Source organism: Rhizobium sp. BK176 (assembly GCF_024808055.1).
On sequence record NZ_JANUBV010000010.1, the window covers coordinates 18,648 to 30,623 of the forward strand.

11 protein-coding genes are annotated in these 11,976 nt (G+C 60.3%); 6 read left to right on the forward strand and 5 right to left on the reverse strand.

Annotated features, from left to right (window positions below; genetic code table 11):
* Positions 1 to 127: 127 nt before the first annotated feature.
* Positions 128 to 1,072: a LysR family transcriptional regulator gene (locus FHT76_RS25430; protein WP_183756021.1), complete on the forward strand. Its 945-nt coding sequence runs from the start codon at positions 128 to 130 to the stop codon at positions 1,070 to 1,072.
* On the opposite strand, the gene xdhC is transcribed toward FHT76_RS25430, so the two are convergent.
* The 4 genes from xdhC to uraH are packed head-to-tail and all read right to left on the reverse strand — an operon-like array spanning position 1,012 to position 6,111.
* A complete protein-coding gene (xdhC, locus tag FHT76_RS25435) occupies positions 1,012 to 1,893 on the reverse strand; it encodes a xanthine dehydrogenase accessory protein XdhC (protein ID WP_259129618.1) in 882 nt (293 codons plus the stop codon). The genes FHT76_RS25430 and xdhC overlap by 61 nt on opposite strands.
* Before the next feature lie 5 nt (positions 1,894 to 1,898).
* Complete coding sequence (xdhB, locus tag FHT76_RS25440) at positions 1,899 to 4,253, reverse strand: xanthine dehydrogenase molybdopterin binding subunit (RefSeq protein ID WP_183863938.1); 2,355 nt, start codon at positions 4,251 to 4,253, stop codon at positions 1,899 to 1,901.
* Between the two features lie 4 nt (positions 4,254 to 4,257).
* Complete coding sequence (gene xdhA / locus FHT76_RS25445; protein WP_183863939.1) at positions 4,258 to 5,742, reverse strand: xanthine dehydrogenase small subunit; 1,485 nt, start codon at positions 5,740 to 5,742, stop codon at positions 4,258 to 4,260.
* 3 nt (positions 5,743 to 5,745) lie between these two features.
* Positions 5,746 to 6,111 (reverse strand): hydroxyisourate hydrolase, encoded by a 366-nt coding sequence (gene uraH / locus FHT76_RS25450; RefSeq protein WP_183756025.1) that lies wholly within the window; start codon positions 6,109 to 6,111, stop codon positions 5,746 to 5,748.
* A 263-nt stretch (positions 6,112 to 6,374) separates the two neighbouring features.
* On the opposite strand from uraH, the gene FHT76_RS25455 reads away from it, so the two are divergent.
* Positions 6,375 to 6,860 (forward strand): ureidoglycolate lyase, encoded by a 486-nt coding sequence (locus FHT76_RS25455; RefSeq protein WP_183863940.1) that lies wholly within the window; start codon positions 6,375 to 6,377, stop codon positions 6,858 to 6,860.
* Positions 6,861 to 6,945: 85 nt separating this feature from the next.
* On the opposite strand, the gene FHT76_RS25460 is transcribed toward FHT76_RS25455, so the two are convergent.
* A complete protein-coding gene (locus FHT76_RS25460; RefSeq protein WP_183756027.1) occupies positions 6,946 to 7,758 on the reverse strand; it encodes a LuxR C-terminal-related transcriptional regulator in 813 nt (270 codons plus the stop codon).
* Between the two features lie 191 nt (positions 7,759 to 7,949).
* Between FHT76_RS25460 and FHT76_RS25465 the strand changes: the two genes are divergently transcribed.
* From FHT76_RS25465 to FHT76_RS25480, 4 genes are all read left to right on the forward strand, one after another.
* Positions 7,950 to 9,041, forward strand: a complete 1,092-nt coding sequence (locus FHT76_RS25465; protein WP_183756028.1) for an ABC transporter ATP-binding protein — start codon at positions 7,950 to 7,952, stop codon at positions 9,039 to 9,041.
* Between the two features lie 22 nt (positions 9,042 to 9,063).
* Positions 9,064 to 10,227: a spermidine/putrescine ABC transporter substrate-binding protein gene (locus tag FHT76_RS25470; RefSeq protein ID WP_183863941.1), complete on the forward strand. Its 1,164-nt coding sequence runs from the start codon at positions 9,064 to 9,066 to the stop codon at positions 10,225 to 10,227.
* A 75-nt stretch (positions 10,228 to 10,302) separates the two neighbouring features.
* Positions 10,303 to 11,169 (forward strand): ABC transporter permease, encoded by an 867-nt coding sequence (locus FHT76_RS25475; RefSeq protein ID WP_183756030.1) that lies wholly within the window; start codon positions 10,303 to 10,305, stop codon positions 11,167 to 11,169.
* A complete protein-coding gene (locus FHT76_RS25480) occupies positions 11,169 to 11,975 on the forward strand; it encodes an ABC transporter permease (protein ID WP_183756031.1) in 807 nt (268 codons plus the stop codon). Before FHT76_RS25475 ends, FHT76_RS25480 begins: the two co-directional genes overlap by 1 nt.
* Position 11,976 lies beyond the last annotated feature (1 nt).

Below are 11,976 nucleotides of genomic sequence, written 5' to 3' on the forward strand. Positions count from 1 at the left end.
CAGTTCTTGAGTACGGTTCTGCCATCGCGCGACTTCCCCGAAAATCCCGGTTAATCCTCGAACACTTTCAAAAAAATCTATAAGATCGCGCCGGTGCCCCTCGCGCAACGGTGTGGTAAAAACTCTCATGTCCTATCTCGACAATGTGCGTGTCTTCGTCCGGGTGATCGAACTCGGTACACTTTCAGCCGCGGGACGCGACCAGCGCGTGACCCCTGCGGTCGCCAGCAATCGCATCAAGGAACTGGAGATCCACCTCGGCGTCAGGCTGTTCAACCGTACGACCCGTAAGCTGTCGCCGACCGAGCATGGCCGCGTATTCTACGAAGGGGCGGTCAAGATCATCGAAGCGGTGAATGAGGCAGAGGCAGCAATCGCGGATCTGTCGCGCAATCCCAAAGGCTCGCTCAGAATTACCGCGCCGCTCGGCATTGGCCGCAGGCTGATCGCATCCGGCATCCCGGAATTCCATGACAAGTACCCGGATATCGAAGTGCGGGTGCGCCTTTCGGACCATAATGTCGACATCCTTGCCGAAGGTGTTGATGTTGCCTTCAAGCTTGGCGTGCTCGAGGATTCGAACCTGCACATGCGCGGCATCCTCAACTGCCAGCGCGTCTTGTGTGCCTCTCCGGCCTATATCGCGCGGCGCGGCCTGCCCGAAAACGCCGATGCGCTGATCGCCGACAAGCACGACTGTCTCTTGCTGCGCTATCCGGGTTCGAAGGAATATTTCTGGATGCTGGTGACCGCCGACGGCCCGCGCAAGTTCGATGTGGCTGGCCCCTATGACAGTGACGACGGCGATGTGCTGACGCAATGGGCACTGGAGGGTCGCGGCATCATCAACAAGCCGCTCTTCGAGGTAAAGGCCGATCTCAATGCAGGCCGCCTGGTGGAGATCCTCAAGGATAGCCCGCCAGCCTCTGTCCAACTCGCGGCAATCTATCCGCACAAACGCTTTCAGGACCCGAAGGTCCGGCTGATGATCGATTTCATGGCTGATCGTTGTCAGCGCTTGATCGGAAAGCTGCTCGAAGAGGAACCGGCTGTCGAGGCAGTTGCCGGCTGATTGCGCGACGCCGACCAGCTGAGCGCCGCAGTCGTGATTTCTGCTGCGGCAAGGGTCGCAATAACGGCCGGACGTTTGTCCTTAACTGCCGTTCCGCCAATCGGGCAGACGAGGTTGGCAAGCAGTTCTGGGGCACCGACCTCGCGTGACAGCCAGTTGCGAAATGTTGCCTTCTTCGTCTTCGAGCCAATCATGCCGACATAGGCGGCGTCCGGGCGCTGGAGCGCTTCGGCAGCAATCAGGAAATCCAGGGCGTGATCATGTGTGAGGATCACGAAACTGCTGCCGGCCGGTGCATCACGCACCACCGCTTCTGGCACGGCCGTCAGGCAGGTTTCGATGTGAGGGGCGGTCGAGGCACTGAGCTCGTCTTCCCGCGTATCCACGAGAACGACGCGAAGCGGTGCCAGCGACAGCGCATAGGCGAGTGCATCGCCGACATGGCCGGCGCCGAACACATACACATGAGGGCGTGTTGCGATGTCACGGTCGTTGCGTGCGATGAGGTCCCTGGCGATATCAGGGTTGAGCGCTGTGAAGACAAGGTTGACGCGACCACCGCAGCACTGGCCGATCTCCGGCCCAAGCGGCACATTCATCGCCGCAGCCGGGATCCCGAGGCGCAATGCCCGGCGTGCCTGATCGATGGCCATATGTTCGAGCTGGCCACCGCCGATGGTCGCAAAGGTTGCCCGTTCCGAAACGAGCATCCAGGCATCGGTGTCGCGCGGCGTGGAGCCTGCAGCGCCTGCCACCTCGATGAGGATAGATGCCGGTTCGCGTCGGATAAAATCCCGGATATTTTCGCGCGCTCCAAGCATCGGTCCTATCCCTTTTTCCCTGCCTTGACGCGCTCGATCGCCATCAGCACCCGCTCAGGCGTTGCAGGCGCATCGAGGCGCGGGCAGATCCGGTGGTCGGCAACGCTTGCCACCGCGTCCGAAAGCGCATGAAGCACGGAAAGCCCAAGCGGCAGCGGCGGCTCACCGACCGCCTTCGAACGATGGATGGTCGGCTCGTAGGCCTGTGACCAGTCTGTCAGTTCTACGTTGAAGACCTTGGGCCGATCGGATGCAAGTGGAATCTTGTAGGTCGATGGCGCATGGGTTCTCAGGCGCCCCTTTCCGTCCCACCAGAGTTCCTCCGTCGTGAGCCACCCCATGCCCTGGATGAAGCCGCCCTCGATCTGGCCGATATCGATGACCGGGTTCAGCGAGCGCCCGGTATCGTGAAGGATGTCGGTGCGCTCGACGATATATTCACCGGTCAGCGTGTCGACGGAGACCTCGGAGCAGGAAGCGCCGTAGGCATAATAGTAGAACGCGTGACCACGACCCTTGGAGCGGTCCCAATTTATCTTGGGCGTCTTGTAGAAACCGGCTGCAGAGAGCTGGACGCGCGCCATATAGGCTTTCTTGACGAGCACCGGGAAGGGAATTTCCTCAGCGCCGATGCGCACGCGGTTGGGAAGGAACAGCACCTCGTCGCGCGAAACCTTGTAAGTCTCCGCCGCAAACGCGATCAGCCGCTCCTTGATCTGGCGTGCGGCGTCCTGCGCCGCCATACCGTTGAGGTCCGCGCCTGACGAAGCGGCGGTTGGAGAGGTGTTCGGTACCTTGGCGGTCGTCGTTGCCGTGATCTTCACCCGGTCGAGGTCGATCTGGAATTCCTCCGCCACGACCTGCGCCACTTTCAGATGGAGGCCCTGCCCCATTTCCGTGCCGCCGTGGTTCATGTGCACCGAGCCATCGGTATACACGTGGACCAGAGCTCCTGCCTGGTTCGACTCCGTCTTGGTAAAGGAGATCCCGAATTTCACCGGAGTGAGAGCAATGCCGCGTTTGACAAGCCGGCTCCTGGCATTGAACTCCTGGATTGCCTGCCGGCGTCCGGCATAGTCAGCACTCTCCTCCAGTTCCGCGACGATGCGCTGGATGATGCAATCCTCCACCTTCTGGTGGTAGGGGGTGAGGTTGCGTTCGCCCTTAGCGCCCATCGGGTCGTAAAAATTCAGCTTGCGGATCTCAAGCGGGTCCTTGCCAACCGCAAATGCGATCTCATCGATGACCCGCTCTGCGCCCACCATGCCCTGCGGGCCGCCGAAGCCACGGAAAGCAGTGTTGGAGACGGTGTTGGTGTAGAGCGGGGCCGACTTCGCGCGAACGTGCGGCAGGAAGTAGGCATTGTCGCAATGGAACAGGGCACGGTCCCCGACCGGCCCGGAAAGATCCGCGGAAAAACCCGCCCGGAGCGCAAAGGTGTAATCAACGGCAAGGATGCGACCCTCGTCATCAAAGCCGATATCGTAGTCGATCGCGAAATCATGCCGCTTGCCGGTGGCAACCATGTCTTCATCGCGATCGAGGCGGATCTTGACGGCGCGCTTCAGCTTCTTGGCAGCAATGGCGGCGATCGCGGCGCATTGGTTGGCCTGGGTTTCCTTACCCCCGAAGCCACCACCCATGCGTCGTACCTCGACGGTCACTGCGTTGCTCGGCACGCCAAGTGCATGAGCGATCATATGCTGCGTCTCGCTCGGCCCCTGGGTTGAGCAATAGACGATGACGTCGTCGTCTTCACCGGGAACGGCCAGCGATACCTGGCCCTCGAGGTAGAAATGGTCCTGACCGCCGAGGCGCATGCGACCGGTCACTCGTCGTGGGGCGCCAGTGAGGACAGTCGTTGCATCACCGCGTTCAAGGGTCAGCGGCGTGACGACCTGGCGATGGCTCGACACGTCCAGATCCCAGATATCGATTTCGGCCGGCAGTTCCTCATACTCGATTTTTGCCAGACGGGCGGCGCGACGCGCCTGTTCGCGTGTTTCGGCAATCACGCAGAAGATCGGCTGGCCATAAAACTCGACCTTGCCTGATGCAAGCACCGGATCGTCATTCATGTAGGAGGGGGAGATGTCGTTGACCCCGGGTACATCCGCATGGGTCAGGACAGCGACCACGCCCGCGGCAGCACGCACGGCGGAAAGATCCACCGACTTCAGGATGCCGTGCGCCACGCTCGAAAGACCGAGGCCGGCATGCAGGGTACCAAAGGGTTCGGCGATGTCATCGATGTAGACAGCGGTTCCCGAGACATGCTTGCGAGCGGAATCGTGCCTTGGGCTGGAATGGACGCCGCCCGTGATCGTTTCGAGCTTGAGTTCGGTAGTGTGCTTGTTCATCGGCTTACGCGGCCTCGTATCTGTGCACCTTGACGGGTGTCGGGCTCAAGGTTGTTTCCATGTAGAAACGGAGCAGGAGGTTTTTTGCAACGAGCGCGCGATACTCTGCTGTGGCGCGCATGTCTGATAGCGGCGTGTAGTCTTCTGCGTATTTCTCCATCGCAGCCTCCACCGTCGCCTCGGTCCAGGGTTGACCGATGAGCGCCGCCTCGACGGCATGGGCGCGCTTTGGCGTGGCAGCCATGCCCCCATAGGCGATGCAGACAGATGTAACAGTACCATCGTCGGCAAGCGCCAGACGGAACGCGGCCAGCGTCGCGGTGATGTCCTCGTCGCGGCGCTTGGTTACCTTGTGGATGGCAAATTTTTCGTCTGCCTGCGGGACTGGCACATGCACCGCCTCGACGAACTCGCCGGGCTGACGATCCTGCTTTCCGTAGGCGATGAAAAAGTCCTGAAGGGCAATGGTGCGTCGTGTTGCGCCCCTGCGCAAGGTCAGCGTGGCACCAAGAGCAATGAGCGCCGGCGGCATGTCGCCGATCGGCGAGCCGTTGGCAATATTGCCCCCGATCGTGCCCATGTTGCGCACCTGCTGGCCACCTATCCTGGCAATGAGCTCAGCGAGCGGCGAAATTTGCTGCGACAAGACCGCCACCGCTTCGCTGTAGGTCACACCAGCACCGATGGAGATCAGGCCATCCTTCATGGTCATGGACTTCATCTCATCGAGCCCGGCGATGAAGACGACCGGCGTGATGTCCCGCATCTGCTTTGTCACCCACAAGCCGACATCGGTGGATCCGGCGACGATCGTGGCATTGGGTGAGGCCTCGAGAATGGACGCGAAGTCGTCGAGATTTGCCGGGACAACCAGGCGATCCTTCCCTTCGCCAATCTCGACGCGCGCACCGTCGCGCAAACCCTTCAGCCGCGCGATCATCGTTTCGCGTTCGAGGAGGAGCGGATCATTATCCGTCCCGCCATAGGCGGAAATCGCCCTCGCCGCACGCAGGATCGGCTCGTAGCCGGTGCAACGACAAAGATTGCCCTGCAATGCCGTCTCGATCTGCTGGTCGCTCGGGGATGGGGTTTGCATCCACAGCCCGTAGAGCGACATGATGAAACCGGGAGTGCAGAAGCCGCATTGTGAACCGTGATAATCGACCATCGCCTGTTGCACGGGATGCAGGTTGCCCTCGCTGCCGGACAGGTGCTCGACGGTGACGACGTGGCAGCCGTCCAGGGACCCGACAAAGCGGATGCAGGCATTAACGCCCTCGTAGACAAGGCTGCCCCCGGTGGTCAGGCGGCCAACGAGCACAGTGCAGGCTCCACAGTCGCCCTCGGCACAGCCTTCCTTGGTGCCTTTGAGCTGACAAGAGAGGCGCAGCCAGTCAAGCAGCGTCTGGTCCGGCGCGACCCCCGTCAGTGCAATGTCCTGTCCGTTCAGAATGAAGCGCAGCTCGTGGCGGATTGCAGGTCCCGTCATTGTTTAGCTCCCGCGGTAGGTGGAATAGCTGTAGGGCGAGACGAGCAAGGGAACGTGATAGTGCGCGTCCTCGTCGGTCACGCCAAAGCGGAGGGGGATGAGATCGAGAAAGCCGGATGCGGCGGCGATGCTTCGGAAATAGTCCCCGGCATGAAACCGCATCTCATAGGTGCCAGTCTTCAGCGCCTCGCCCGACAGGAGCGGCTCGTCACAACGGCCGTCGTCATTCGTCTCAGTGGTCTTGAGATGATGCAGCGCATCGTCCTCGACTCTGTAGAGGTCGATCCGCAGCCGATCGGCGGGCTTGCCATTGGCCGTGTCCAGCACGTGGGTCGTGAGGCGCCCGGCACCTTGCGAATCTGACTGCATGTTTTCTCCCAGAACAGAACACTCCTCTTCCACTATCCGACAGGACGATTTCCCTGAAAAGCAGCGAGATCCTTGAAGACTTTCAAATTTTCCAGGGGGAATGGCATGCATGATTTGAGTTTACAAACCAGCATGGACCAGAGGACTGACGATGCGGCGAAGCGGAGCAGATCGCGCCGTGAGCCTGTTCGCCGAGATCCACCGGGCGGCGCGTTGCGCCGGCCGAGCAGTAAGGGCGGCAGGACGAACGAGAGAGAAGAGGAATGAAAGAGATTGAGATAAGGCCGCTGAGCCGGGCGGCATTTTCCCCTTTCGGGGAGGTGATCGAGATGGAAGGCGCCGACAATTTCCCGATCAATGCGGGACGGTGCATCCGGTACCACGACCTCGCCAGGATCGAGACTACGGGCGAGAACGCGCGTCCGATGATCAGTCTTTTCCGCGCCGAACCCTGCCAACTACCACTGGTCCTTGAGCTGGTGGAGCGCCATCCTCTCGGAAGCCAGGCCTTCATCCCTTTGACTGATAGGTCGTTTCTGGTCATCGTCGCCGAGGAAACGGGAAATGGGCCCGGTGAACCGCTGGCGTTTCGAACAGGACCCGGACAGGGGATCAATATCGCCCGCAACGTCTGGCACGGCGTCCTCACGCCGCTTGATGCCCGCTCGGATTTCGCGGTGGTGGACCGGGGCGGCGACGGCAACAATTTGGAAGAACATGTTTACACTGAGCCCTTCCTTGTACGCTGATCACGGCCGCGATGTTTCATCGTTGGCCTGCCGTGCCACTGTCGCCCGTCTCCTCTATGCTGATGGGCTGACTTGTTCCTGCAGCTTATCCAAAATTGCTGAGATATAAGGACAGCAGTTGAGTCTGTGAGGAAATGCCAAGCTTGCGATAGACATTGCGTCGGTGAACTTTCACGGTGCCAGTCGAGATATTCAGCTTCAGGCCGATCGATTCCGAGGAATGGCCCTGCAAGACGAGCTCGACGATCGATGCCTCGCGACTTGTCAGGTTGAGGTCCCCCCATACGGCATCGGCGGGCGAGATATGCTCGCTTTGGCCCCGCTTGCGTCGGCGTTTGCCGCGCTTGGCCAATTGAGCATCGAAGCGTGGTGCAAGCCCCGCCCAATAGTGTCTGACCATGCTCGCAACGAGTGGCCTGGCTTTTTTCAGCGTCTCGAATTCTCGTGGCGGGAAGACACCGGTCTCCTCGCGGCGCATCAGCGACAAGACGATCGTGATGTCGTCGTCGGCGTTGACGAAGAAGCCAATTTCCTCGGCAAGTCCGGTCTGGACGTAGTAGGTGCGATAGTACTCGCTCGAGTAAAAGCGGTCGGGCGCCAGCTCGCGCATCCTCAGCACGCCTTCGCGGCGTTCGCGCGCGGTGTGGTAAAACGGGTCGAGCAGGTAGGGACCCGCCTGATAGAGGGTTACGAAGACGACATGCTCCTGTGTGTCGAACGTGTTATAGAGATCGATCGGCCGTTCTTTCCCGCGGTAGGCGAAGACAACCACATAGTCGAAGCGTACAAGTGAGCCCATCATCTGGCGGAGCGTGTCGCCGAACTCGACATCCGCCATAGCCGGCTTTCCGATCGTTGCGTTGAAGGCGCCGAACAGTGCCTCAAGGTCGGTGCTCATTGACGGATTCCCTTTGCCGCCCACGCGGAACTGCGCATTATCTCATATACACCTTCCACGAAGCCATGCGTGCTTAAATACCCCTTTCGGGGTATATACCTTGCGAGGCGCTCAGGCTTACTCTTTCCTTAACGACGGTGGCATTAAGGCAGCGCAGACTGCCAGATTCAAACCAACCGCAGGGAACAGACGTGGCATCCGCTTCGACGAACGATATCGAATTCCGTTCGGTCACAAAGAACTATGGCGCTGTGACCGCCGTGACGGACATCAACCTCAATGTGCCCAAGGGAGCGTTTCTCGCGCTCCTCGGCCCTTCCGGCTGCGGCAAGACGACATGCTTGCGCATGATCGGCGGCTTCGAACAGCCGAGCGATGGCGCGGTCCTGATCGACGGGCGCGAAATGAATGGCATTCCAGCCTATCGCCGTCCAGTCAACATGGTGTTCCAGCACTATGCGCTGTTTCCGCATTTCAATGTCGAACAGAATGTCGCTTACGGGCTGAAGCAGATGCGCCCGAAGATCGCAGCCGCCGAAATCGATCGCCGCGTTGCCGAGGCATTGGAGATGGTGCGACTGGGAGGCTTTGCCAAGCGGCGCATCCACGAGATGTCGGGCGGCCAACAACAGCGTGTGGCGCTAGCCCGCGCCATCGTCAACCGCCCGTCGGTTCTGCTGCTCGACGAGCCGCTTGCAGCACTCGACAAGAAGCTGCGCTCTGCCATGCAGATCGAGCTGCAGACGCTGCAGCGCGAGCTTGGCATCACGTTCGTACTCGTCACGCATGACCAGGAGGAGGCTCTATCGATGGCCGACGTCGTATGTGTGATGAGCGCGGGACAGATTCGCCAGCTCGGGACGCCCCAGGAAGTCTACGATCGCCCGGCCGATCTCTTCGTTGCCGATTTCGTCGGCAAGACGAACCGTATGTCCGCGACGATGGAAGCCGACGGCAAGACACTCCGGCTGGCGGATGGCTCGGCAATCATGCCTGGCACGCGCCTTGCGCCGGGCAAGGCGATAGCGGCCCTCCGTCCGGAGGCAATCCATCTGACACGCGGCAAGGCGGCAACCGCGACTTCGCTCAAGGGCATGGTGACGCACCGCATCTTTCTCGGCTCATCGGTCGAATATGCGGTGAGCGTGCCTCAGCTTGGCGACTTTCTGATCACTGCGGACCGGCGCAGCATGAACGAGAGCGATCTCGTGGAGCCGGGCGAAGAGGTTTTCCTCGGCTTCGACCCCACTGCCGTACATGTTTTTCCAGCATCGAATGCATAGACCAAAACACGGGAGCAGCATCATGAGCAAGGATTACAAGGACAATCTTCCCATTTCCGCCGAGGCCTTCATGGACGAGTTCATGCGGCTGAAGCGTGGCTCGATCAGCCGCCGCCATTTTCTCGGCGTCACCGGCCTCGGTCTTGCGACTGCCGTTCTGTCGCGCTTGCCCGGCGCACTTTCGACGCCCGCCTATGCCGCAGAAGACCTCGGCACGCAGATGTCGATCGCGACATGGCCTAACTATCATGATCCCGCGACCTTCGAGAACTTCAAGGCTGCAACGGGCGTTGCGGTCGAGGTGAACGTCTTTGGCTCGAACGAGGAGATGCTCGCGAAGCTGCAGGCCGGTGCTTCTGGCTGGTCGCTATTCGTGCCGACCAACTATACGATCTCGACCTACCATAAGCTCGGCCTGATCGACGAACTCGATCTTTCGAAGGTTTCGAATTTCAGCCAGAAGGACGAGAGCCCGCGCTTTACCAAGGAAGGCCAAATCGACGGCAAGACCTACGCCTTGCCGAAGAACTGGGGCACAACCGGCTTCTCGGTTAACACCTCGAAGCTCAAGACGAAGCTCTCGAGCTGGAAAGACTTCTTCGAAATCGCCCAGACAGAGGCCGATGGCCGGGCCATGGTGCATGATTATCAGCTGACGACGATTGGCAGCGCGCTGGTTTCGCTCGGCTACGATTTCAATTCGATCAAGCCGGAAGAGCTTGCGAAGGCCGAGGAGCTGCTGATCAAGGTCAAGCCACATCTGTTCGCAATCAACTCGGACTATCAGCCGTCGATGCGGTCGACAGATGCGTGGCTGACGATGTGCTGGACGAACGACGGCGCGCAGCTTAACCGCGACATGCCTGAACTGGCCTATGTGCTCGGAACGGACGGAGGCGAGATCTGGACGGACTACTACGCGATCCCCAAGGATGCGCCCAACAAGGCCGCAGGCTACGCCCTGCTCAACTATCTGATGGACCCGCAGAACGCGGTGAAGGAGCACATCGCAAACGGCGCGCCGACGACCGACAGTCGCGTCATATCGCTCCTGCCGATGGACGTCACGTCAAACAAGATCGTCTATCCGGACGAAGCTGCGCTTACCCCACTGGAGTTTGGTGCCGCCGTCACGCTGACCGATCCAAGCCGTGCCGAGCTCATGGCGCGCTTCAAGTCAGCCTGATCCAACCAGGCAATTCCGGTTCCCGCACCGATGGGGACCGGTTTGCCTCCCTCAATCCGCGGACAAGAAGACGCAATGCCTCTGACACTTGCCACCAAGCGGCGCCTTGTGACTGCTGCCCTCGTTGGGCCAGCGAGCATCTGGCTGTTCGTCTTCCTGGTGCTGCCTTTTATCGCCATCATTGTCTTTGCGTTCGGGGAGCGCGCGCCAGAAGGCGGATATCAGGCGGCATTCACCTTCGCACAGTTTGCCAATCTCGGCTCTCGGGCGACGGCTTTCGTCAATACGCTGATCCTGGCGCCGATCGGGGCGGCGGCCTGTCTGCTGGTCGCCTACCCGGTTGCCTATTATCTCGCTGTCAAGGCGAGCCCGCAGCGCCGGCTGCTCCTCGTGTCGCTGGTCGTCGTGCCGTTCTGGACCAGTCTTCTCGTCCGCACCTACGCCTGGATGTATTTGCTGGGTGCACGCGGAATTCCGCATCTTCTGGAGCTCTTCGGTATCGAGAATGTCCGGCTCATCAACACGCCGGGCGCGGTTCTGCTCGGGATCATCTATGGCTACCTGCCTTTGATGATCATGCCGATCTATGTCAGCCTCGAAAAGCTCGATCACCGCCTCTTGGAGGCATCCGCCGACCTCGGCGCAAAACCCGTCTCGACGTTCCTCGGCATCACGTTGCCATTATCGCTGCCGGGTGTCATGACGGGCGTGGCGCTGGTGACAATCCTCCTGCTCGGCGAGTATCTGATCCCGCAGTTGCTCGGCGGCGGCAAGGTATTCTTCATTGGCAATGCATTGGTCGATCTTTTCCTGCAGTCACGCAACTGGCCGTTCGGATCGGCGATTGCGGTTACTCTGGTCGCGGTCGTCGTCGTGGTGCTTCTCGTCGCCATGCGCATCGCCTGGCGTGTTGCGGGTACCCGTCAGGTGGATCTCGTTTGATGCGCGTCCTCGTCAGCTCCGTCTATCTGTTTCTCTACACGCCGATCGCGCTGGTCGTCTTGTTCTCCTTCAATTCTGGACGCAATGCGAGTGAGTTCGTCGGCTTCTCGACGCAGTGGTATGGGAAAGCGCTTTCCAACGTCTTCCTGATGGAAGCGCTGCGCAACAGCCTGATCGTCGCTTTAACAAGTGCCGTGCTTGCCGCGATCTTCGGGACGATGGCGGCCATCGGCATGGAGCGGCTGGGGACGCGCATGCGCGCTGTTTTCGACGGCCTCTTTGCTGCGGCGATCGTTGTTCCCGGCGTCGTTATCGGCATCGCGACGCTGGTGGCGCTGGTCGAGGTGTTCGGCTTCATCAATCCGTTGATCGCAGTCGTCTGGCCGGGTAATCAGCCGCCGAAGCTCGCGCTCGGATACGGTTCGATCATTGCCGCGCACGGCCTCTTCACCATGGCGCTGGTGACAATGATCGTGAAGGCACGGATCGCCGGTTTGGGGCGCGACATCGTTGAAGCTTCTAGCGATCTCTACGCGACGCCGCTGACAACATTCCGGCAGATCGTGCTTCCGCAGATCATGCCGTCGATCCTGGCGGGTTTTCTGCTCGCCTTTACCTTCTCATTCGATGATTTCATCATCGCCTTCTTCGTCGCCGGATCGAATACGACGCTGCCAATCTATGTCTTCGCTTCGATCCGCCGGGGCGTGACGCCTGAGATCAATGCGATTGCGACGATGGTGCTCGTTGCCTCGCTGGCCCTCATTCTCATCGCGCGCTTCCTCATGCGCAAAAAGACAACCTAAA

What these genes read in the sequence shown, in the direction of transcription:
- FHT76_RS25430 (WP_183756021.1), top strand. Translation starts at nt 128, where the DNA reads ATGTCCTATCTCGACAATGTGCGTGTCTTCGTCCGGGTGATCGAACTC.
- xdhC (WP_259129618.1), bottom strand. Translation starts at nt 1,893, where the DNA reads ATGCTTGGAGCGCGCGAAAATATCCGGGATTTTATCCGACGCGAACCG.
- xdhB (WP_183863938.1), bottom strand. Translation starts at nt 4,253, where the DNA reads ATGAACAAGCACACTACCGAACTCAAGCTCGAAACGATCACGGGCGGC.
- xdhA (WP_183863939.1), bottom strand. Translation starts at nt 5,742, where the DNA reads ATGACGGGACCTGCAATCCGCCACGAGCTGCGCTTCATTCTGAACGGA.
- uraH (WP_183756025.1), bottom strand. Translation starts at nt 6,111, where the DNA reads ATGCAGTCAGATTCGCAAGGTGCCGGGCGCCTCACGACCCACGTGCTG.
- FHT76_RS25455 (WP_183863940.1), top strand. Translation starts at nt 6,375, where the DNA reads ATGAAAGAGATTGAGATAAGGCCGCTGAGCCGGGCGGCATTTTCCCCT.
- FHT76_RS25460 (WP_183756027.1), bottom strand. Translation starts at nt 7,758, where the DNA reads ATGAGCACCGACCTTGAGGCACTGTTCGGCGCCTTCAACGCAACGATC.
- FHT76_RS25470 (WP_183863941.1), top strand. Translation starts at nt 9,064, where the DNA reads ATGAGCAAGGATTACAAGGACAATCTTCCCATTTCCGCCGAGGCCTTC.
- FHT76_RS25475 (WP_183756030.1), top strand. Translation starts at nt 10,303, where the DNA reads ATGCCTCTGACACTTGCCACCAAGCGGCGCCTTGTGACTGCTGCCCTC.
- FHT76_RS25480 (WP_183756031.1), top strand. Translation starts at nt 11,169, where the DNA reads ATGCGCGTCCTCGTCAGCTCCGTCTATCTGTTTCTCTACACGCCGATC.